Source organism: Streptomyces sp. NPDC002809, from assembly GCF_040295435.1.
In the GTDB taxonomy this organism is placed as follows: domain Bacteria; phylum Actinomycetota; class Actinomycetes; order Streptomycetales; family Streptomycetaceae; genus Streptomyces.
The window spans coordinates 25,444-45,721 of the sequence record NZ_JBEOVJ010000007.1 but is presented as its reverse complement, the minus strand read 5'-3'; the positions used below and the strand labels follow the sequence as shown (position 1 = coordinate 45,721).

At 71.9% G+C, this 20,278-nt stretch carries 19 protein-coding genes; 6 read left to right on the top strand and 13 right to left on the bottom strand.

The features are described from left to right. Positions 1-216: 216 nt before the first annotated feature. The 5 genes from fxsA to ABT025_RS06720 all read right to left on the bottom strand — a co-directional run bounded on the left by fxsA (position 217) and on the right by ABT025_RS06720 (position 7,943). Positions 217-426 (bottom strand): FxSxx-COOH cyclophane-containing RiPP peptide, encoded by a 210-nt coding sequence (fxsA, locus tag ABT025_RS06740; RefSeq protein ID WP_350990630.1) that lies wholly within the window; start codon positions 424-426, stop codon positions 217-219. Between the two features lie 172 nt (positions 427-598). Next, positions 599-4,144: an SAV_2336 N-terminal domain-related protein gene (locus ABT025_RS06735; protein ID WP_350990629.1), complete on the bottom strand. Its 3,546-nt coding sequence runs from the start codon at positions 4,142-4,144 to the stop codon at positions 599-601. 7 nt (positions 4,145-4,151) lie between these two features. Continuing rightward, positions 4,152-5,183, bottom strand: coding sequence for an AAA family ATPase (locus ABT025_RS06730; protein ID WP_350990628.1), 1,032 nt, complete (start codon positions 5,181-5,183; stop codon positions 4,152-4,154). A gap of 130 nt (positions 5,184-5,313) precedes the next feature. Beyond that, a complete protein-coding gene (locus ABT025_RS06725) occupies positions 5,314-7,338 on the bottom strand; it encodes a VMAP-C domain-containing protein (RefSeq protein WP_350990627.1) in 2,025 nt (674 codons plus the stop codon). Between the two features lie 56 nt (positions 7,339-7,394). Beyond that, on the bottom strand, positions 7,395-7,943 hold the full coding sequence (locus ABT025_RS06720) for a CU044_2847 family protein (protein WP_350990626.1): 549 nt from the start codon (positions 7,941-7,943) through the stop codon (positions 7,395-7,397). A gap of 255 nt (positions 7,944-8,198) precedes the next feature. On the opposite strand from ABT025_RS06720, the gene ABT025_RS06715 reads away from it, so the two are divergent. Further along, positions 8,199-8,381 carry a DUF6104 family protein gene (locus tag ABT025_RS06715; protein ID WP_150207449.1) on the top strand — a complete coding sequence of 61 codons (183 nt, stop codon included), beginning with the start codon at positions 8,199-8,201 and terminating at the stop codon, positions 8,379-8,381. Between the two features lie 33 nt (positions 8,382-8,414). Here ABT025_RS06715 and ABT025_RS06710 read toward each other — a convergent pair whose 3' ends face one another. Continuing rightward, on the bottom strand, positions 8,415-9,269 hold the full coding sequence (locus tag ABT025_RS06710) for a hypothetical protein (RefSeq protein WP_350990625.1): 855 nt from the start codon (positions 9,267-9,269) through the stop codon (positions 8,415-8,417). Between the two features lie 174 nt (positions 9,270-9,443). Between ABT025_RS06710 and ABT025_RS06705 the strand changes: the two genes are divergently transcribed. Together ABT025_RS06705 and ABT025_RS06700 are read left to right on the top strand one after the other, a co-directional pair. After that, positions 9,444-10,301, top strand: coding sequence for a DUF4097 family beta strand repeat-containing protein (locus tag ABT025_RS06705; protein ID WP_350990624.1), 858 nt, complete (start codon positions 9,444-9,446; stop codon positions 10,299-10,301). Between the two features lies 1 nt (position 10,302). Beyond that, entirely contained in the window at positions 10,303-11,310 is a 1,008-nt protein-coding gene (locus ABT025_RS06700; protein WP_350990622.1) for a PadR family transcriptional regulator, read from the top strand. 69 nt (positions 11,311-11,379) lie between these two features. Here ABT025_RS06700 and ABT025_RS06695 read toward each other — a convergent pair whose 3' ends face one another. From ABT025_RS06695 to ABT025_RS06680, 4 genes are all read right to left on the bottom strand, one after another. Then, a complete protein-coding gene (locus ABT025_RS06695; RefSeq protein WP_350990618.1) occupies positions 11,380-11,955 on the bottom strand; it encodes a Clp protease N-terminal domain-containing protein in 576 nt (191 codons plus the stop codon). Further along, the gene (locus ABT025_RS06690; protein WP_330829451.1) at positions 11,955-12,164 is read right to left on the bottom strand and encodes a helix-turn-helix domain-containing protein; all 210 of its coding nucleotides are present in this window, start codon (positions 12,162-12,164) and stop codon (positions 11,955-11,957) included. The genes ABT025_RS06695 and ABT025_RS06690 overlap by 1 nt, the downstream gene beginning before the upstream one ends. 38 nt (positions 12,165-12,202) lie before the next feature. Then, entirely contained in the window at positions 12,203-13,168 is a 966-nt protein-coding gene (locus tag ABT025_RS06685) for a zinc-binding dehydrogenase (protein ID WP_350990616.1), read from the bottom strand. A gap of 334 nt (positions 13,169-13,502) precedes the next feature. Next, positions 13,503-14,726 carry an NAD(P)-dependent malic enzyme gene (locus ABT025_RS06680; protein ID WP_350990614.1) on the bottom strand — a complete coding sequence of 408 codons (1,224 nt, stop codon included), beginning with the start codon at positions 14,724-14,726 and terminating at the stop codon, positions 13,503-13,505. A 521-nt stretch (positions 14,727-15,247) separates the two neighbouring features. Here ABT025_RS06680 and ABT025_RS06675 point away from each other — a divergent pair. Genes ABT025_RS06675 through ABT025_RS06665 form a run of 3 tightly spaced genes read left to right on the top strand, consistent with a single transcriptional unit; the run spans position 15,248 to position 17,957 of the window. Then, the gene (locus tag ABT025_RS06675) at positions 15,248-16,219 is read left to right on the top strand and encodes an ABC transporter substrate-binding protein (RefSeq protein WP_350990612.1); all 972 of its coding nucleotides are present in this window, start codon (positions 15,248-15,250) and stop codon (positions 16,217-16,219) included. 29 nt (positions 16,220-16,248) lie between these two features. Then, complete coding sequence (locus tag ABT025_RS06670; RefSeq protein WP_350990610.1) at positions 16,249-17,199, top strand: amino acid ABC transporter permease; 951 nt, start codon at positions 16,249-16,251, stop codon at positions 17,197-17,199. After that, complete coding sequence (locus ABT025_RS06665) at positions 17,196-17,957, top strand: amino acid ABC transporter ATP-binding protein (protein WP_350990608.1); 762 nt, start codon at positions 17,196-17,198, stop codon at positions 17,955-17,957. Before ABT025_RS06670 ends, ABT025_RS06665 begins: the two co-directional genes overlap by 4 nt. A gap of 106 nt (positions 17,958-18,063) precedes the next feature. On the opposite strand, the gene ABT025_RS06660 is transcribed toward ABT025_RS06665, so the two are convergent. The 3 genes from ABT025_RS06660 to ABT025_RS06650 all read right to left on the bottom strand — a co-directional run bounded on the left by ABT025_RS06660 (position 18,064) and on the right by ABT025_RS06650 (position 20,258). Continuing rightward, a complete protein-coding gene (locus ABT025_RS06660) occupies positions 18,064-18,834 on the bottom strand; it encodes a hypothetical protein (protein ID WP_350990606.1) in 771 nt (256 codons plus the stop codon). After that, complete coding sequence (locus tag ABT025_RS06655) at positions 18,831-19,319, bottom strand: SigE family RNA polymerase sigma factor (RefSeq protein ID WP_350990604.1); 489 nt, start codon at positions 19,317-19,319, stop codon at positions 18,831-18,833. Before ABT025_RS06655 ends, ABT025_RS06660 begins: the two co-directional genes overlap by 4 nt. 147 nt (positions 19,320-19,466) lie before the next feature. Beyond that, complete coding sequence (locus ABT025_RS06650) at positions 19,467-20,258, bottom strand: class I SAM-dependent methyltransferase (protein WP_350990602.1); 792 nt, start codon at positions 20,256-20,258, stop codon at positions 19,467-19,469. Positions 20,259-20,278: the final 20 nt, after the last annotated feature.

Genomic DNA, 20,278 nt, shown 5'->3' with positions numbered 1-20,278 from the left:
CGGGCCGCCCGGCGCGCCCCTCCTGTCCGGGCGTCGTCCGTCGAGCCACTCCGGTACCCCCGTGCCGTACGTCTGCCGGGCCGGCCGGCCCCGGCGTCGCGCGAGGGCCGGGGCGTCCCGGACGATGATGTCGTGGTCGTGGTCGTGGTCGTCGGCGTCCCCGGCCGGGGCCGTGCGGCTCCGGGGCCGGATCGCGGCGCTGCGGGGCCCGCCGCCTCAGAAGGCGCTGTTGAATCCCCAGAGCATCTCCCGCGGCTGCTCGACGCGGCCACGGAGATCCGCGACCACCTCGGCCAGGACAGGGTGGTCCATGGTCCGCAGGGACTCCAGATCGAGGCCCAGCAGATCCGGCAGTTCGCCGGGGGCGACGAGCGCACCGGTATCACCGGTCGCCCCCGCCCCGTCCTCACGTGTCGATTCGCTCATCACGCCTCCCCGTAGTGCAGCACCGGGACCGCCGTGCCGCACTCGCCGTTGAGCGCACACCGCCGGTCCGCGTCCCTGACCCGCCTCGTCCTGTTGTGGGCACCGTCGGCCGGCGCCGGTCGTGCGCCGGTCGTCACCGGCCGCGAAGCGCCTCGTGCTCGTCGTTGAGCACTCAGCGCTCCAGGCCGGCCAGCCGCTCGGCGGTCGACTCCCCCGCCGCGCCGCCGCCGTCCGGCAGTTTGCGCCACTCCTGACGGGCCGCCCGGTACGCGTCGCGTGCGGCCCGGGGGCGCCCCGCACTCTCATAGGTCATACCCCGCCAGTGGTTGGCTGTAGCACCCAACTCGACTGCCTCTTGAAGCTGTTGTGGACTTCTCTGCTCCGCTTCGGCCACCGCGGCGGACTCGGCGGCCGACCGGAATGCCTCCGCGGCGTCGTCGCGCCGGGCCGGCCTGCCCAGTGCGTCGGCGGCCTCCAGAGAGGCCCGGCCCAGCTCCAGCCAGCAACGGGCCGCGATCAGCGGGGCCGACGCCTCCTGCGCCGCCAGCCTCAGGAGATGTTCGGCCTCCCGCAGGTCGACCCGGTCCGCGGCGGCCCGGTGCCGCAGCATCAGGGCCCGGCCGAGCATGAGCAGCCGCTCGGACTGGTGCGCACCGCCCGCGGGCGTCTCGGACCGGCAGTCACGCAGCACCCGCACGGCCGCGCCGACATACGCACCGCCGTCCGGCAGTTCGGCGCGGCGCAGCAGCGTGGCCCCCCACTCGGCCAACAGGTCGGTGTGGGCCCGCGAGTCGCGCGGTGTCCCCCGGGCGGCGCGGGCGAACCACTCGGCGGCGGACACGAGTTCGGCCGGGTCGCCGGTGTGCTCGTAGCGGGCCGCCCGGATCCGTCCGGCTCTGGTCTGCAACTGGGCGCGCTGGCGCTGCTCACGTACGGTCTCCAGCGCCTGGGTGGTCAGGACCGCGGCTTCGTCCGGCTCCTCGCCCGAGGCGAGCAGGGCGTCCACCAGGTCCAGCACGATGCGGTTCTCGGTGCCCATGGTGTGCCCGCCGCCCTGGGCGAACGCCGTGCGCAGGGAGCGTGCCGACTGCCGGGCGTACTCCCGGGACTGCTCCGTGTCCTCGGTGGCACCGGACAGCTTCAGCAGTGTCCTGCCGTGCTGGAGCGGCAGTGCGGCCGGACGGTTCTCCTGATCGGGCCAGGAGTCGGCGAACGCCTCCAGCATCCCGCAGACGCTCTGCAGCAGAGCGCTGTCGCCGTCGAGCCGCCACTGCGCCTCCAGGGCCCGCACCCGCTCCAGGGTGAGCCGCAGGGCCTCGGCGGGGTCCATTCCGGGGGCCGCGCAGGCGAGGGTGTATTCGCGCTCTGCGCGCCGGAGGAGGTCCAGGGCGCCGCGCCGGTCCCCGCGCCGCCGCACGTCGTCGGCCGCCGCGTGCAGCACCTGGGCCAGCACCGCCCGTTCGCGTACGGCGCCGGGGTACGCCACGGCCCGTTCGGCGGCGCGCCTGGCCTCGCCGAGCAGATCGTCGCCTCCCCGCACCTCCCAGAGCCTCAGCGCACAGCGTGCGTACTCGGCCCAGAGTTCCGGGCCGCCGGCGGGCTGCGGGCTGTTCTCGGCGGCGCCTCTCAGCAGTTGCACGGCGTCGATCAGGCGCTGCACCATCTTGTCCGCCTCGAACAGCCGCACGAGCTCGCGGGCCTGTTCCACGGCGGGGCTGGTACCGGCTCCCGGGAGTTCCGCCCCGTCCGAAGGCGCCGGGGACACGAATCCGGGCGGCACGGGCATGAAGCGTTCCAGCACCCGGGCCGCTACTTCGGCGAAGGCGTGGGGGACGCCCCGGCCGTCGCCGGGCTCATCGCCTTCGCCCTCGATCCCGTCCTTCTCGCCCTCGGTCTCCTCACCCTCCCAGGCGTCCTCCGTCCCGTCACCGGGCCGGGTACGGGTGCCTGCTCCGGCTGCGAGCCGTGAACCGCGCAGCGTGCCGTCCCCCAGCTGGGCGAAGGCAAGGGCGGGGAAGTTGGGCCCGCCCTTGCCGAAACGCTGCTCGATGTACTGCGAACAGTGCTTGAGCACGAGCAGGGCCTCGTCGCGGCCGAGCGGCCCGAGCAGTGCGTCCTGGACGCCGGGCTCGAACGCGTACCACTGGCCGCGGCCTCCACCGCCGTCGGCGCGGGTGAGCAGTCCGCTGAGCAGCACCTCGGCCAGTTCGGAGGGTCCCGAGTGCGGCAGCATCGTGCGCTGCACGAGCTGCATCACCGGGAGGTAGAGCGGGGCGGCGGCCAGATGGACGGCCAGTTGTCCGGCGGCCGGTGAGGCCACCGAGCGGAAGCGGCTGACGAGCTGGAGCGAGGAGAGCGATGCGCCGGACCGCTGGGCCGCGGCCGCCGGCTGGTCGGCCCGCACCCACCCGACCGCTCCGGCGGTCCGGGCCGCACCCGTGCCGGAGAGCAGCCGGGCCCAGGCCCCGAGCGCGTCCGCCGTCGGCGGGAGGACCGGGACGGCCAGTGCTCCCGGGTGCACGGCGGGGCCGGCCCCGGCGTCCTCGGTCACCTTGAGCAGTGCCGCACCGGACGGTCCGTCACCCCGCGAGAGGGAGCCGAAGGTGACGGGCAGCCTGGTCCGGTTCCACATGCGCTGCGGCAGTGGCTGCAGGACGGCGACCGGGGACTGGCAGGCCAGCTGGTGCAGCAGCCGGTGGGCGCGCCCGCTGTGCCAGAGCGGTCCGGCGCAGTCGCTGATCACGACGGTGACCCGGCGCCCGGTCGGGTCGCTGAGCCGGTCCGCGGAGTGCAGCGGGCCCGCGGCCGGGTCGGAGCTGCGGCTGACCGCGCATCCGCCGTCGGGCCCCTGGTGCAGATAGCGCACCTGGACGTCCCTGAAGGCGCCCAACTGGGCAAATATCCGCTGGAGTTCACCGAACATCCGGTCCCACACCAGCATGGAGGAGGAGGCGTCCATGACGCACTGGAGGATGGCGTCGCCCCTGCGGATGCCGCGGAACACCGGCATGACCATGCCGCCGGCCCGGGCGCTGAGTTCAGCGGTCGCCGTCTCGTCCAGGGCGCGCCGCAGCGGCGCGGAGGCCGGGTGGTAGCGCTGCAACGGGCGTAACGCGCGGGTGAGTTCGAGTGGGGCAGGAAGCACGGGGGCGGCCGGTACGCCGAAGGTGAGCGCGCTGCCGGGCGCCTCCGCGGCGGGTCGCCGGCCGGATCCTGAGTCGCCGTCCCGGGGCGTACGCACCTGGCTCGGAAGGGGATACAGGGAGATCTTTCCGTCGCCGCCCGGCCCGCGCACCCCGTCGGGCGGGGCGTCCTCGCCCTCGTCCGGGGCACCGCCCTCCGGCGTGGTCCCCGCGCCGGCACGAGTGGGGGCCACGGGCTCTCCGGGGAGCGGTACGAACGCAGGCGCGCCCTCCCTCTCGCCCTCACCCCGGACCGCTGCGGGCGGGTCGGCGCTGCGGGTCCACTGGGCCAGCCAGAGAGCGTCGCACAACTGCTCCACGTCGGGTTCGAGCCCGGCTCCGCGCAAGCGGGCGACCAGGGTCGCGAGCTGCCCCGCTCCGGGCGCCGAACCGTCCGCACCCGACGGCCCGGCTTCCCCCGCGCCCCCACCCGGCAGCGCGGCGTCCGCCGCCCGCGCGCCGGGAACCCCCTGGGCCGGCGCCCCGCCGGGCTCCGGGCCCACTGGGGCCCCCGGCGCCCCGTCCGCCCCGCGCATCAGCGCGTCACCTCGGCCGGTCGAGTCGCTGGATGAGCAGATCGGCGAGCCGGTCACGGCCGGTCGGAGCCGCTGCCTGAGTGAGGTAGATCGCGTTCAGCAGTTGGTCGGTGGCCAGGAGTTCACTGCGCGACCGCTCCAGGAAGAGGGTGATGAGATCCTCACTGGAACGGGCGGCCTCCTCGCCCAGATGCGCCTTGACGAAGGAGGCCAGTCGTTTGTGGTCGGGACGTCCCAGCTCCAGATGAATGCAGCGGCGCATCAGCGGGGCGGGGAAGTCCCGCTCCCCGTTGCTGGTGAGCACCACGAACGGGAAGGCCCGGCACTGCACCCGGCCACCCTTGATCCGCACCTTGTTGCCGTCGTGGTCCAGTACGTCCGCCTCGCCGTCGGGCAGCCGGTCCGCGATCCGTTCCAGTTCGGGGATGGCGAACTCGCCCTCCTCCAGCACGTTGAGCAGGTCGTTCGGCAGGTCGATGTCGCTCTTGTCGAGCTCGTCGATGAGCAGCACCCGTGGCCGGTCCGAGGGCAGCAGGGCGGTACCCAGCGGCCCGAGCCGGATGTAACTGCCCACGCTCTGGGCCGCGTCCGCCTGCACCCCGCCGTCGGCGGCCGCGTGCGAGGCGATCTGCACATCCTGCAGCCGGGCGATCGCGTCGTAGTGGTAGAGGCCGTCCTGCAGCGTGGTGCGGCTGACGACGGGCCAGCGCAGCACCTTGCCGAACTCCAGCTCCCTGGCGACGGAGTGGGCCAGTGTGCTCTTCCCGGCACCCGGGTCCCCGGTGACCAGCAGCGGACGCCGCAGATACAGCGCCGCGTTGATCATTTCGAGCTCCTCGACCCCGGGCCGGTGCTCCTCGGCGACGCGTCCGGGGATGCCCAGGCGGCGGTCGGCCGACTCGTCCCAGCCCGTCTCGCCGGGCCCGTCACCGCGGCCGCCCGCGAAGTCGCGCCAAGGGGGCGGCGGGGGCAACTGCGCCACGTCGTCGTGAGGTTCGCCGACTCCCCGGTAGATGAGCCACTCGCTGGGTTCACTCATAGCGTGTTCCTCGATGTCACTCGTCCGCCACGGGCAGCAGCCGTCGAACGTGCCTTACCGTAGCGATCCGGCACACCCCCCGTAAGGGGTGGACCGGCACGGCCCTTCGGGTGATGACGGACCCGTCTTTTCACGGCGCCTCCAGGAACTCGCCGGAATCCGGCAGTACGCGGTTCGGATCTTCGTAGTACAGGGCGACTCCGTCGGACCAGAACATTTCCGTACGGCCCGCCCCCACTCCCCTTCTCAGCTCATGGATCTTCCAGGGCAGCCGGTCCACGGTGCGGGCGTCCGACACCGCCTCGGCCACGCGTCGGTGGAATTCCCTGCACACCGCGTCGGCCTCCACGGGACGCCGCTGCAGCAGGGCGGCCCCGAAACCGGTGTCGATCAGCCGCACCACCCCGGCCGTGATGTCGGAGTCCGGCCGGCTGCCGTAGCGGCAGAGGACCGGCACGGTGTCGTCCGCCAGGCCGCGCAGCCGCGTCACGTCCGGTACACGCACGCGCCGATCGTCCTGGCAGTCGAAGACCTCGGCACGGATCCCTGTCACCGGCCCGGCATCCCGGCGTGCCGGAAGCCCGTCGTCCGGCCGCTGGTAGGAGCTGCGCAGGACCACCGGACGTACGGCTCCGAGCGGCAGCCCGTTCGAGGGGAGCACCCAGTCGTCCACCGGAAGTCCGAACAGCGCGGGCGCCACGACCACTTGGAGCATCGCCGGACTGCCCGGTTCGTCGCACCGCCGGAAGGCCTCGGCGAGCGCGGCGGCGAGCCGGTCGGGAACGGTGCCGAGCGGGGCGCCGCGGCTGTCCACGTCGATGGGCTCCGCCCCCGAGGCCTGCCGGTCGACGGCGACCCGCCAGTCGTACTGGTCGCGGGCCCAGCCCTGGAGTTCCACGCTCAGCACGACACTGTCGCGTTCCCCGTACAGGACGGGTTCGCTCACAGGTGTGCGGGCCGCCTGCTGACGGTTCTGCTCCAGGCGCAGGCGTATGCCCGCCCACTCCATGTCGAGCTGCCGACGCTGGTCCCGGGGCAGTTCGACATCGGCGACCTGCTTCACCCACCCCCACAGCTCCTTGGCGTTCGTGACGGAGAGCTGTCCGCAGGGCCGGTCCGCCGTGAGGACGCCCATGCAGTAACGCACGATCAGGCCGAACCTGGCCTGCCGGTCGCGTACGCGGGTGTCGTAGAGCACCCCCAGGCCGTCACGCCAGCCGCGGGGGGCCGGCCGGTGGTCGCGGGAGTAGACGCCGGGCAGGCCGTCGAGGAGGGCGAGCAGGCTGCGGGTACTGGCCGGTGGCGGGAGCTCGGCGAGCCGCCCGAGCAGGGCCGCACGCAGTCGGGGGCCGAGGATGCCGCCGGGGGGTGCCGGGCGTTCGCTCTGCACATCGGTCCAGGTCCGCTCGGTGCCGACCGCGCTGTTGTGCCGGTCGGCGTGGTAGCGGTCGTGGGCGTGGAAGACGGACTGGTAGATGTCGTCGGTCTCGGTCTCGATGGGGGTGGACGGCACCTCCAGGGTGCGCAGCCGCTCGATCCCGACGGCCGTGCCGCCCTGCTGCCGGTCCAGCCGCGACTTGACCACCCCGACCACCTCGCCCCGGGCGAAGTCGATCACGGGGCCGCCGGACATGCCCGGCTCCAGCCAGCCCTCGTCGAGCAGGACGACCTGTTCCACGTCGTCCGCGGCGCCGTAGGAGCCGTTCACCCGGTAGGAGCCGTTGCGCAGCTTCAGGCCGCCCCCCGGTGAGTTGACCCATCCCACGCAGCGGATGTCGCTGCCGCGGAGCAGGGCCCCGGAACGCTCGGTGACGTACACGCAGGCGTGCTCGACGGGCCGCCGGAGCTGGATGAGCGCGAGGTCGGGGGCGGGCCAGCCGGTGGCCCCCGGCGGCCGGGTGCCCGGCATGGCGACGACGACTCTGCCGGGAACCTCGGCCAGCTTGCCGGTGTACCGGTCCTCCTTGAACACCACGTTCACCACACCCCCCTCCCCCCGCATGGCCACGTGGGCGCACGTCAGGATCCAGCTCGGAGCGATGAAGAATCCGCTCCCCAGGAACTCCCCTCCCGGGGACTGCCCGCCCGGTCCGTCAGGGGCATACCCGGCCGCCGGGCGATGGATGCGTACGGTGGCGTCCTCCACGAGGCCCATGAGCGCAGTGTCCGGCTGCCCCTGGCCCCCCTCTGCGCCCCCGCCGGTGTCCGAGGTCACGCCCCGCCGCCGTCGGTGTCGTCCGCGCCGTCAGGGCGTACCGGTGCGCCGGGGGCTGCCCCGGCGTGCGGCGATCCGGGTGCGGGCGCCGGTGGCGCCGGGGGCGCGAACGGAACGGGCGGCACCGCGGGGGCGGGCGCCTGAGCGGGTACGGGAACAGGTGCCGGCGCGGGCGGATCCACCGGTGGCCCACCGCCGTTCCACGTGAGCGTGACCTTGATCGCCCCCTTGGCCTCGCCGTCCGCGAGCAGTCCGACGACCTTGCCCGACTTGGCGGTGAGCTCGATCCCGAACTCGACGCTGACCTCGTCCGGCCGCACCGCACGCAGCGGCACCGCGAGCGAGCGCGCGACGCTGGTCACCACGGCGTGCAGGCTCTCGACCCGTGCCTGCACCTGGTCGGTGAGGTTCCCGAAACCGGTGTCCGTGAACGTCAGACCACCGGACTCCGGGCGGTCCAGCTCCTCGGCTCCGGAGATCCTCGCCCAGACCGGTGTGCCGTCCGGCATCTCAATGCGCGTAATACGGGCGCCACTGTCGTCCATGAAACCCCCCAGTTCCCCAACTACCCGCAGGTTAACGGCCGCAGGCGGCCGATGCGAGGTGCATGGACCATGACGCGGAGGGGTGTCGGCCCGGTTCTCGACCGGACCTCCGGGCCTCCGCCGGACCGCCGCAGGGTCACCTCCGGGCCTTCTCCGCGCCGCCGCAGCGCCCTCTCCCGGCCGCGGCAGAGCTGCCACCAGGGCGTACGACCCGGCGCGCGACGGGGAGTCTGATCAGGTCGTTAAACTTGCGGCATGTACTTCACCGACCGCGGTATCGAGGAGCTGGAGAAGCGGCGAGGCGAGGAAGAGGTCACGTTCGAGTGGCTCGCCGAGCAGCTGCGCACCTTCGTCGATCTGAACCCCGACTTCGAGGTGCCGGTCGAGCGCCTCGCCACCTGGCTGGCCCGGCTGGACGACGAGGACGAAGAGGACTGATCACCGGGACGAGGACCGAACGCCGCGGGACACTCAGGGGCCGGCCGGCCCCTCCCCCGGCTCGTCGTCCCTGATCCGGTCGTACGCGAGCCCGAGCGCGCCGTGCACCATCAGCAGCGCCCCGGCGAAGACCCACCCGCCACTGCGCCGGCCCGCTCCCCAGAGGGCGATCGGGAGCCCCGCCGCCAGCTGGGCGCCCGCCAGGGCGCGAGCTCTGGGCCCGCGCATCCAGGGGCCCAGGCGGCTGCTCTCGACCGCTTCGAGTTCGACCTTCACCGCGTCGCGCCAGCCGCTCCAGGCGATCCGCTCCGCCTCCGGCCACACGTCGGCCCCCGCGGTCAGCCGGCCGGAGGGCTCGCCGGGGTCGAGGCCCGGCGGGAGCTCCAGCCCGATGCGGGTGAGCACGGCGAGCAGTCCGCGGAGCCGGGCCCTGGCGTCCGTCTCCGGATCGGGACGGGTCAGGGCTTCGAGGGCCTGGACGTCCAGCACGGGATCGAGACCGAGCCGCTCGGCGAACGTACGCATCGCCTCGTCCTCACCGGCCGGAGTCCCGTCGGCGAGCCAGACGTAGCCCACGGGGCGGCGGAATCCCGCCGCGAGCGTGTACCCGGCCCGGTCGCCGTCCCACCACAGCGCCAGGACCGGCCAGGTGGAACCGACCGCGAGCGCGGTGGCCCAGCCGCCGACCACCCGGTCGACGGGCTCGGCGGCCTCCCCCGGTTCCGGCTGTCCGCCGTGCCACGGCGTTCCCTCCGGCACGAGGACGCTCCAGCCCTCTCCGGCGGGTGTGAGCACCATCCGCTCACGCAGCAATTGAGCGACCGGCCGGACCGTATCCGGTTCGGCCCGGCACAGCAGCAGTGCTCCCACGGGTGATGTCGCGTCCATGCCCCACACCGTAGGGCAGATTGCCCCGTTCTGATGCGTTTCACCCCGACAATCGCGCCACCGCATCCCCGGCGGGCCGCCACGACTGCCTTGACTTCCACAATCCGCGATATATCGTGTTCCGCAAGAGACGCGATATGTTGCGTCATCCGCGCTCCCCAGGAGGTCAGATCCATGCCTGTGTCGACGTGGGCCATCGCCGAGCCTCGCAAGCTCACCTTCGACGAACCCGTGACGGCGCTCAGCGTGCGCATCGTCAACGGAACGGTCAACGTCGTCGGCACCGACGAGCCGACCGCCAGGCTGGAGGTCTCCGACATCGAGGGGCCACCGCTGATCGTCACGCAGCAGGACGGCGTCCTGACCGTCTCGTACGAGGACCTGGCCTGGCAGAACATGCTCAAGTGGCTGGACCGCAAGGGCTGGCACCGCCGCGCGGTCGTCTCGCTCGCGGTCCCGGCCGGCTCGGCGGTGGAGGTCGGCGTGGTCGGCGCGGGCGCCTTCGTCTCCGGGGTCCGCGGCCGCACGGACGTGCGCGGCGTCACGGGTGACACCACACTCGTCGGGCTCGCCGGCCCGGTCGGCGCGGAGACCGTCTCCGGCAACGTCGAGGCCCAGGCCGTCACCGGCGACCTGCGCTTCCACTCGGTCTCCGGCGACCTGACGGTCGTCGAGGGCGCCGGGGCGTCCGTGAAGGCCGATTCGGTCAGCGGCAACATGGTGCTCGACCTGGATCCGGCCGGAAAGCCCACCGACGTCCGGCTGGCCACGGTCTCCGGCGAGCTCGCCATCCGCCTGCCGCACCCGGCCGACGCGAGGGTCGAGGCGAACACCGCGAGCGGCTCCGTCTCCAACGGCTTCGAGGATCTCCGGGTCAGCGGCCAGTGGGGCGCGAAGAAGATAACCGGCACGCTGGGTTCCGGAGCCGGGACACTGAAGGCGACGACGGTCTCGGGATCGATCGCCCTGCTGCGCCGCCCACCGGCCGAGGACGGTCCGCGCGACGCCGAGCCGACCGGAAAGGTGCTCTGACATGCCCCCCGTATTCGCCCATGGCCGCCTGCGCCTCTACCTGCTGAAGCTGCTCGACGAAGCCCCCCGTCACGGCTACGAGGTGATCAGGCTCCTCGAAGAACGCTTCCAGGGGCTGTACGCCCCTTCGGCGGGCACCGTCTACCCGCGCCTGGCCAAGCTGGAGGCCGAGGGCCTGGTCACGCATGCCACCGAGGGCGGCCGCAAGGTCTACTCGATCACCGACGCCGGCCGCGCCGAACTGGCGGGCCGCACCGGCGAACTCGCCGATCTGGAGCTCGAGATCAGGGAGTCGGTCTCCGAACTGGCCGCCGAGATGCGCGACGACGTCAGGGGCGCGGCGGGCAAGCTGCGCAGCGAGATGCGCGCCGCGGCCGACGAGTCACGGCACACGGGCTCTTCCCGGCCGGGCGGCAAGGCGGGCAAGGCGTCCCCCTTCGGCGGCCTCGGCGACTTCGGTGACTTCGGCGACTTCGGTGACAAGGAGGCCTGGCGCACCGCGAAGGAGGAGCTGCGCAAGGCGAAGCAGGAGTGGAAGGAGCAGGCCCGCCGGGCGAAGGACGAGTCCCGCCGTGCCCGCGAGGAGGCCCAGCAGGCCCGCCGTCAGGCCAAGGAGGCCCAGGACAGGGCGCGCGAGCAGATGCAGAACGCCGCCCGTCAGGTCCAGGACCACTTCGCCCGGGGCGACTGGCCCGCGGGCGTACGGGAAGGGCTGGCCGAGATCACCGGCCAGCTGGGCGGCTTCGCCCGTACCGGCAACTGGCCCCCGTACGTGAAGCCGGAGACCGCCGACGCCGACCCCGACTGGGGCAAGGACGCGGGCGGCACCGGCGACCCGGCCCGCGATCTGGACCGTCTGCTCGACCGGTTCCGCGACGACATCCGCGATGCGGCCAGGGACCGGGGGGTGACCGAGGACCAGCTCGCGGAGGCCCGCCGCCACCTGTCGACGGCGGCCGCCCACATCGGGGCACTGCTGCGCGGGAACACCGGCGGCAGCACGAAGTGAAGCCGGGGCACGGGCGGGTGGACCGGGGGACGCCCCCGGTCCGCCCGCCCGCCGCTTCGAGCCCGCCGTTCAGCCCGCCTTGCGGTCCTGCCCCGCTCCGCCTTCCCCGTACAGCGCACGGTTGACCGTCTCGTACGTGGCGCCGTGCTCGGCGAGCACGTCGGCGACGACTCCGGGGGACGCGGTGAGGGCCAGCAGGAGGTGCTCCTCGCCGATGAAACGGTCGCCGCGGCCGAGCGCGATCCGCAGCGACCTCTCCAGGATCTTCTTGGCCCCCCGGGTGAACCCGGGACTGCCCGACCAGCGGCGCCCGCCCTTGTGGTCACCCCGCAGAGCCCCCTCGCCGTGCGTCTCCTCGACGCGCGAGACGATCGCGGTGAGATCGATGCCGATGTCCGCGAGTGCGTCGGCATCGGCCCTCGTCATGCCGCCGCGCCTGCGCGCCTCGAACAGCGCCGCCTCCACCGACGCCCTGCGGTCCGTGAGACCCAGCGCGGCGACGGCGAACGACGCCCGGCTGCCCTCCTGGTCCAGCAGGGCGAGCAGCAGGTGTTCCTCGGTGACCGAACCGGCATCGGCCCGTTCGGCATGTGTCACGGCACCGGTCACGGTGGCGCGGGCACCCTTGGTGAATCGCTCGAACATCAATGCCTCCCGTACTTCTTGTGCACGGCCTGCCGGCTGACGCCCAGTTCGGCCGCGATCTCCTGCCACGACCAGCCCTGGACACGGGCGCTTCCGACTTGTACGGCTTCGAGCTGCTCCAGCAGTCTTCGCAGCGCGGCGACCGACCGCAGCCCCACCCGGGGGTCACGGTCGCCGGCACGCTCGGCCAGATCCGTTGCTTCGGTCATGGTGTCAACTTATGTTGACACCATCACGCATGTCAACCCTAGTTGACAGTCAGCACGATCTTCCCGAACTGGTCACCCGACGCCAGCCGCGCGAACCCCTCGCGGGCGCGGTCCAGCGGCAGCACCTCGTCGATGACGGGGCGCACCCCCGTCGTCGCGCAGAACGCCAGCAGGTCCTCCAGCTCGTCCTTGGACCCCATGGTCGAGCCGACCACCTTCAGCTCCAGGAAGAAGATGCGGGTCAGCTCTGCGTGCGAGGGCCGGTCACCGCTGGTGGCACCGGAGATGACCAGCGTGCCGCCGGGGCGCAGGGACTTGACGGAGTGCGACCAGGTGGCGGCGCCGACGGTCTCGATGACGGCGTCGACCCGGTGGGGCAGCCGCGCGCCCGGTTCGTACGCCTCGATCGCGCCGAGCTCGACGGCCCGCTTCCGCTTGGCCTCGTCCCGGCTGGTGGCGTAGATCCGCAGCCCGGCGGCCCGGCCGAGGACGATCGCGGCGGTCGCGACACCGCCGCCGGCGCCCTGCACCAGCACGGAGTCGCCGGGCCGCACCCCGGCGTTGGTGAAGAGCATGCGGTACGCGGTCAGCCATGCGGTGGGCAGACAGGCGGCCTGCTCGAAGGTGAGCTCCTTCGGCTTGGGCAGCACGTTCCAGCTGGGGACGGTGACCTGCTCGGCGAAGGTGCCCTGGTAGCGCTCGGTGAGGATGGAGCGGGGCTCGTCCGGGCCGACACCGTGTCCGGTCTGTCCGATGACGGAGTGCAGGACGACCTCGTTGCCGTCCTGGTCGATGCCCGCGGCGTCGCAGCCGAGGATCATCGGCAGCTTGTCCTCGGCGAGGCCGACGCCGCGCAGGGACCAGAGGTCGTGGTGGTTGAGGGAGGCGGCGCGGACGTTGACGGTGGTCCACCCCGGACGCGCCCCGGGAGCTGGGCGTTCGCCCAGCTCAAGGCCGTTGAGGGGGTGGTCGCGGTCGAGGCGGGATGCGTAGGCGGCGAACATGGGCCCGACGATAGGCGGGGCCGTGGCCGGACGTAACCGGCTGCGGGTGTGACACGCACCGCGCGTGACGGGGTGAGACGGGGTGGCGGCTGCGGGAGCGGTCGCGCCTGCGGCGGGCTTGTCCCCCGCCCGCCCCGTCCTCGCGTGAGGGGGCGAGACGAAGTGGGGAGCTGCGGGCTTGTCCCCCGCCCCCTCCGCTCACCGGGCTCCGCCCCGGACTCTTGGCCTCAGCCGCCGGCGAGGCCGGCCTTGAAGCCCCTCCGGCAATCGAGAAGCGGGGGCCCGGGAACAGCGCCCGCGAAAAGGCGCTGCCCCGGACCCCCGCCTCGGAACATCAGCGCCGGGCCACGCCCTCCGCCCGCGCCGCCGCGGCCACGGCGGCCGTGACCGCGGGGGCCACCCGCTCGTCGAACGGCGACGGGATCACGTAGTCGGCGGCCAGCTCGTCGCCCACCACATCGGCCAGCGCGTTCGCCGCGGCGATCTTCATGCCCTCGGTGATCCGCGACGCCCGCACCTGGAGCGCGCCCGCGAAGATGCCCGGGAACGCCAGCACGTTGTTGATCTGGTTCGGGTAGTCCGAACGCCCGGTCGCCACGACTGCCGCGTACTTGTGCGCGATGTCGGGGTGCACCTCGGGGTTCGGGTTCGCCATGGCGAAGACGAAGGCGCCGGGCGCCATCGAGGCGACGGCCTGCTCCGGGACCGTACCGCCGGAGACACCGACGAAGAGGTCCGCACCGGCGAGCGCGTCCGCCAGGGACCCCGAGATCCCGGCCTTGTTGGTGAGTTCGGCCAGCTCCCGCTTGACGTCGGTCAGGTCCTCGCGGTCCCGGCTGACGATGCCCTTGCGGTCGGCGACGGCGACGTCGCCGAGCCCCGCCTCCAGCAGGAACTTGGCGATGGCCACGCCGGCCGCGCCCGCACCCGAGATGACGCCGCGCAGCTCGCCCAGGCCGCGCCCGGACAGCTTCGCGGCGTTGCGCAGGGCGGCGAGGGTGACCACGGCCGTGCCGTGCTGGTCGTCGTGGAAGACGGGGATGTCGAGCCGCTCCTGGAGCTTGCGCTCGATCTCGAAGCAGCGCGGCGCCGAGATGTCCTCCAGGTTCACGCCGCCGAAGGACGGGGCGAGCCTGACGACGGTCTCCACGATCTCGTCCGCGTCGGTGGTCGCGAGCGCGATCGGCACCGCGTCCACGCCGCCGAACTGCTTGAACAGGATCGCCTTGCCCTCCATCACGGGGAGGGAGGCCTCGGGACCGATGTCGCCGAGACCGAGCACCGCGGTGCCGTCCGTCACGACGGCGACGACCTGGGACTTCCAGGTGTAGTCGTGGACGAGTTCGGGATTCTCGGCGATCGCGCTGCACACCTTCGCCACGCCGGGCGTGTACGCGAGGGACAGGTCGTCCTTGTCCCGGATCGGGACGGTGGCCTGCACGGCCATCTTCCCGCCGCGATGGAGCGCGAAGGCCGGATCGAACGGCTCGTCGACGGCGCTCTCCGCACTGCTGTCTGTATTGCTGTCGCTGCGAGGATTGACGATCTCCGCTGCCATGGTGTTGACCCCTTAAGTCTTCATCGTTCGAGGGTGGCCACTCCTGGTTGAGGAGGGGTGGGTGGGCACCGCGTACGTTCCCTGCGCTGGGCGATTGGCCCGCCACGGCAGGGGGAGGTACATACGCGCGGGCGCGCCGCACACGCGCCCTGGTCCCCGGATGAGGGGTGTAAACGTCCTTCTTACCGGACAGGCCGCACCGCAGACGAGTCGGTATGCCCACGGTGATGTGACTCATAGTGGGGCATACAGACAAGTCGGCCAGCCGATACGAAACCCGCCCAGAGCAGGGCCAAGGCGGGGGATCTTCCGGCAGGAAGAAGCGATTCCAGAGAAAGGTCCGGCCTTGATGTGCCGGCCCGCTGGGTTCGGGGGTGTCCCGTTACCCGATTTTGACACGCGCTGCCCCCTGAATGGGCTAGTCCGAATGGCAAGATGCCGTAATCACACAAGGCGGCGACATCCGATGCCGTGTGCCATTACCGCCTGACACCACCCTCATCTGCCGGAGGACCCCGATGATGACCGCACGCACCATTCGTCGCACGACCGCGAAGTCCCGGATTGCCGCGGTCGGCGCCATCGCGGTCGCCGGCACCATGCTGCTGACCGCCTGTGGCGACCAGACGAAGAACAACGCCGACGACTCGGCCTCGGCGAAGGCGAGCGACGGCTCATCGGCGGCCGCCTCCCCTGCCGACCTCCTCCCCGCGGACATCAAGGCCAAGGGCGTCATCAAGGTCGGTTCGGACATCGCCTACCCGCCGGTCGAGTTCAAGGACGATTCCGGCAAGGTCGTCGGCATCGACCCCGACCTCGCGGTCGCGCTGGGCAAGGAGCTGGGCGTGGAGTTCCAGTTCGAGAACGGCACCTTCGACACCCTGGTCACCGGTCTGCGCGCCAAGCGCTACAACCTGGTGATGTCGGCGATGACCGACTCCAAGGAGCGCCAGGAGGGCATCGACCCGGAGACCGGCAAGAAGGTCGGCGAGGGCGTCGACTTCATCGACTACTTCACCGCCGGTGTCTCGATCTACACCAAGAAGGGCGACGACCAGGGCATCAAGACCTGGGCCGACCTCTGCGGCAAGAAGATCGCCGTCCAGCGCAACACCGTCTCGAACGACCTGGCCAAGGCCGAGTCCAAGAAGTGCACCGGCGGCAAGAAGATCGCCATCGAGTCGTTCGACAACGACCTCGAGGCCCAGACCCGGCTGCGCTCCGGCGGTGCCGACGCCGGCTCGTCCGACTTCCCCGTAGCGGCCTACGCGGTGAAGACCTCGGGCGGCGGCAAGGACTTCCAGATCGTCGGCGACCAGGTCGAGGCGGCTCCGTACGGCATCGCCGTAGCCAAGGGCAACGACGAGCTCACCGCGGCCGTCAAGGCGGCCATGGACGCGATCATCAAGTCCGGCGAGTACGAGAAGATCATCGCCAAGTGGGGCGTCGAGGCCGGTGCGGTCACCGAGGCCAAGCTGAACGGCGGATCGTGACCCGGATCCGGTACTGAAGGGCATCAGCCGTGATTGACATCGAAAAGTCGGGCCCGGACGACCTGCCACCCGCGTCCACCACTCCGGCGGCAGAGCCCGTGGCGATCAAGGCCATCCCGGTCCGGCACTACGGCCGGTACGTCGCGGCCGTAGTCGCCATCGCCGCACTCGTCGCGATCATCTACGCCTTCAGCCAGGGCAAGATCAACTGGGGTGCGGTCCCGGAGTACTTCTTCGACGACCGCATCATCGACGGCGTCGGCCAGACCCTGCTGCTGACGTCCCTGTCGATGGTGATCGGTGTGGTCGGCGGCATCCTGCTGTCCGTCATGCGCCTGTCGAAGAACCCGGTGACGTCGTCGATCGCCTGGTTCTACATCTGGTTCTTCCGCGGCACGCCGGTCCTGGTCCAGCTCTTCGTCTGGTTCAACCTGGGTCTGGTCTTCGAGTACATCAACCTCGGGCCGATCTACAAGGACTACTGGTCGAGCTTCATGACGCCGCTGCTGACGGCGCTGCTCGGGCTGGGGCTCAACGAGGCCGCGTACATGGCCGAGATCTGCCGGGCCGGCCTGCTCTCGGTCGACGAGGGCCAGACGGAGGCGTCCCACGCGCTGGGCATGAGCCACGGCAAGACGCTGCGGCGCATCGTGATCCCGCAGGCCATGCGGGTGATCGTGCCGCCGACCGGCAACGAGGTCATCAACATGCTCAAGACCACGTCGCTGGTGGCGGCCGTGCAGTTCTACGAGCTGTTCAAGAACGCCCAGGACATCGGACAGTCCTCCGGGTCCCCGGTGGAGATGTACTTCCTCGCCGCGGCCTGGTACCTGATCATGACCTCGGTGCTGAGCGTCGGGCAGTACTACCTGGAGCGGTACTACGCGCGCGGCTCCAGCCGCAGTCTGCCGCCCACACCGATGCAGAAGGTCCGGGCCAGTCTGCTGTCACTGGGCCGCCCGAAGGGAGGCATGGCATGACCGCCATGGTGAAGGCCGAGGGCGTCCACAAGTCCTTCGGCGCCGCGCACATCCTCAAGGGCATCGACCTGGAGGTCGCCCCGCGCGAGGTCTTCTGTCTGATCGGCCCGTCCGGTTCCGGCAAGTCGACCTTCCTGCGGTGCATCAACCATCTGGAGCAGATCAGCGCCGGCCGGCTGTCCGTCGACGGTGAGCTGGTGGGCTACCGCCAGAAGGGCGACAAGCTCTACGAGCTCAAGGACAGCGAGGTCGCCCTGAAGCGCCGGGACATCGGCATGGTCTTCCAACGCTTCAACCTGTTCCCCCACATGACGGCGATCGAGAACGTCATGGAGGCCCCCGTCCAGGTCAAGGGCGAGTCCAAGGCGGTCGCCCGGACCCGCGCGGAACGGCTCCTGGACCGGGTCGGCCTGTCCGACAAGGCGAAGAACTACCCCTCGCAGCTCTCCGGCGGCCAGCAGCAGCGAGTGGCCATCGCCCGCGCGCTGGCCATGGAACCGAAGCTGATGCTCTTCGACGAGCCCACTTCGGCGCTCGACCCCGAGCTGGTGGGCGACGTGCTCGACGTCATGCGCGGTCTCGCCGAGGACGGCATGACGATGATCGTCGTGACCCATGAGATGGGCTTCGCCCGCGAGGTCGGTGACGCGCTGGTCTTCATGGACGACGGCGTGGTGGTCGAGTCGGGCCACCCGCGCGACGTCCTGACCAACCCTCAGCACGACCGGACGAAGTCGTTCCTTTCCAAGGTCCTGTAGAACCGGCTCCGTCCGCCTGCGCGGACGACGGCAGGGCCACAGCGGCTACGCGCGAGGGCGGTACGGACCGACAGGTCCGTACCGCCCTCGCGCGCGTACCGCTCCTTCACTTCTTCGGCAGCAGCTCCGGACGGAGCATCAGCGTGCGCAGCTGCGCATGGGTGAGCGGCGGGGTCTTCAGCAGCGGCCCCTGTGCGGTGTCGGCCTCGAAGCCCGTGCTGGCCCTCATGACCAGCTGGCCGCCGTCCTTGAGCGAGAGCCGGCCCACGAGCTCCTGACCCCACTGGGGCGTGCCGTCCCCGTAGTCCATCGAGTCGCTCCAGATCGTCAGTTCGCTGCCGTCCGGGCGCTTCTCGCTGACACAGTCCGTACGGGGCGGCTCCCCGGTACGGTTCTTGCACAGGTCGGTGTCCCGAGGGTTGGGTCCGAGTTTCCTGTCCACCGTCTTCGCGTCCATGAGCCCGATGACGAGGTAGCCGACCCCGCCGTCCCTGCGGACCGAGTACTGCCCGTCCAGCGGCCCGAACAGATGCTCCTTGGCCTGCTCCGGCGTCGCCTGCTTGAGGATGACGGCCAGCGAGACCTGTTCGACCGAGCCGACGCCGGCGGGCAGCAGCTTGATCAGGTTCGCGGCCCGCGCGCTGTTGCCGGCGGGCTTGGCCGGGGCCGCCACCGACGAGGTCTGCGGGGTCCGCTCCGCGGCGAGTCCGGGCACCACGAACGCTCCCGCCGCGACCGCGCACACCGCCGCGGCCGACACCGCGGCCACCCGGCGCCTGCGCACCCGGGCCGCCCTCGCGTACACGACCTCGGTGCTGATGACGGGCTGCCCCGCGTCCTCGGCGGCCCGCCCCAGCAGCTCACGCACGTCGTTCATACCAATTCCTCCACCATCTCGGCGCGCAGCGCCGCCAACCCCCGAGCCGCGTGGCTCTTGACCGTGTTCTCCCGCATCCCGAGCAGTTCGGCCGTGGCCTCGACGCTCAGGTCCTCCCAGTAGCGCAGCACCAGTACGGCCCGCTGCCTGGGCGTGAGCCGGGCGAGTGCCGCCCGTACCGCGAGGCCGGTGTCCGGATCGGCTGCGTGGACCGCCCGTTCGGGCAGTTCGCCGTACGACTGCTCACGCCGCCAGAACCGACGGCGGGCCGCGATGAACGTGTTGACCAGGGTCTTGCGTGCGTACGCCTCGATGTTGTCGAGCCGCCCGTACCGCCGTCCGCCGAGCACCACCTTGACCAGCGTCGCCTGGACCAGGTCCTCGGCCTCGTGCCGGTCGCCGCAGAGCAGATACGCGCTGCGGAACAGGGCGGTGCGTCTGCTCTCGACGAAGGCGTGCAGTGCGGCGTCGTCATCGCTCCGCATCGTCAGCGTCCCTCCCCCGGTCCGCGGGCGCGGACCGTCTCACCCTTCCAGTGCGGTGGGACGCGGGGCGGGTTGCAGCCGGTGGCCGAAAAAGTTGGCGGGGCGGCACGGACCGTCGTCCGCACCGCCCCGCCTCGCATGGTGCCGCTACTTGACCGCGAGCACCAGACTGTCCGAGGGGGAGGACCAGACGGGCCGCGCCTCGGCGAACCCCGCCGCGCGCAGGGTGTCCGCGTGCCACGCGGCGGACGGCACGTCGCCGTCGGCGTGCTCGCCGTAGATCGCGAACCGCTCGGCGGTCGGTCCGGCGAGTACCGGGTCCTTCGCGGCCAGCGCCCACCAGTCCGCCCAGTCCAGGGCCCCGGCGGCCTTGGCCCGCTCCATGACCGCGTGCCGGTGGGCGCGTTCGGCGGCGTTGATCCGGGGTGTCCCCGTCTCGATCATGTGGTCGGCGTTCATGAACACGCCGCCGTCCCGTACGAGGCCGCCGATCTGCCCGTAGAGGGCGGTGAGCGGCTCGCTGTGCAGCCAGTGCAGAGCGGTGGCGGTGAGCACGGCGTCGTACGAGCCGTGGGGCAGCCGCTCCGTCCACCGGGGGTCCTTGAGGTCGGCGGTCACGAAGGTGACTCGCTCGTCGCCGGCGAAGGAGCCGCGGGCGATTGCCAGCAGCGCGGGGTCGAGGTCGACGCCGGTGCTGGTGGCGTTCGGGAACCGTCGCAGCAGCCTGTCCGTAATACTTCCCGTACCGCACGCGAGGTCGAGCACCCGCGGTTCGGGGCCTGCGAAGGCCTCGACCATGTCGAGCATCACCCGGAAGCGTTCCTCACGGTCGGGCATGTACCACTCCTGCTGCCGGTCCCAGCTCTCCTGCCAGGCCTGCCAGTCGGCACCCGTCGCTGTCTCCGTCACCCGAAACCCTCCATGTAATACCCTGGACATCAAGCAGCCCATTACATCTT

Coding starts and splice junctions, on each gene's coding strand:
- fxsA (WP_350990630.1), bottom strand. CDS start 426: ATGAGCGAATCGACACGTGAGGACGGGGCGGGGGCGACCGGTGATACC.
- ABT025_RS06735 (WP_350990629.1), bottom strand. CDS start 4,144: ATGCGCGGGGCGGACGGGGCGCCGGGGGCCCCAGTGGGCCCGGAGCCC.
- ABT025_RS06730 (WP_350990628.1), bottom strand. CDS start 5,183: ATGAGTGAACCCAGCGAGTGGCTCATCTACCGGGGAGTCGGCGAACCT.
- ABT025_RS06725 (WP_350990627.1), bottom strand. CDS start 7,338: ATGGGCCTCGTGGAGGACGCCACCGTACGCATCCATCGCCCGGCGGCC.
- ABT025_RS06720 (WP_350990626.1), bottom strand. CDS start 7,943: ATGGACGACAGTGGCGCCCGTATTACGCGCATTGAGATGCCGGACGGC.
- ABT025_RS06715 (WP_150207449.1), top strand. CDS start 8,199: ATGTACTTCACCGACCGCGGTATCGAGGAGCTGGAGAAGCGGCGAGGC.
- ABT025_RS06710 (WP_350990625.1), bottom strand. CDS start 9,269: ATGGACGCGACATCACCCGTGGGAGCACTGCTGCTGTGCCGGGCCGAA.
- ABT025_RS06705 (WP_350990624.1), top strand. CDS start 9,444: ATGCCTGTGTCGACGTGGGCCATCGCCGAGCCTCGCAAGCTCACCTTC.
- ABT025_RS06700 (WP_350990622.1), top strand. CDS start 10,303: ATGCCCCCCGTATTCGCCCATGGCCGCCTGCGCCTCTACCTGCTGAAG.
- ABT025_RS06695 (WP_350990618.1), bottom strand. CDS start 11,955: ATGTTCGAGCGATTCACCAAGGGTGCCCGCGCCACCGTGACCGGTGCC.
- ABT025_RS06690 (WP_330829451.1), bottom strand. CDS start 12,164: ATGACCGAAGCAACGGATCTGGCCGAGCGTGCCGGCGACCGTGACCCC.
- ABT025_RS06685 (WP_350990616.1), bottom strand. CDS start 13,168: ATGTTCGCCGCCTACGCATCCCGCCTCGACCGCGACCACCCCCTCAAC.
- ABT025_RS06680 (WP_350990614.1), bottom strand. CDS start 14,726: ATGGCAGCGGAGATCGTCAATCCTCGCAGCGACAGCAATACAGACAGC.
- ABT025_RS06675 (WP_350990612.1), top strand. CDS start 15,248: ATGACCGCACGCACCATTCGTCGCACGACCGCGAAGTCCCGGATTGCC.
- ABT025_RS06665 (WP_350990608.1), top strand. CDS start 17,196: ATGACCGCCATGGTGAAGGCCGAGGGCGTCCACAAGTCCTTCGGCGCC.
- ABT025_RS06660 (WP_350990606.1), bottom strand. CDS start 18,834: ATGAACGACGTGCGTGAGCTGCTGGGGCGGGCCGCCGAGGACGCGGGG.
- ABT025_RS06655 (WP_350990604.1), bottom strand. CDS start 19,319: ATGCGGAGCGATGACGACGCCGCACTGCACGCCTTCGTCGAGAGCAGA.
- ABT025_RS06650 (WP_350990602.1), bottom strand. CDS start 20,258: ATGTCCAGGGTATTACATGGAGGGTTTCGGGTGACGGAGACAGCGACG.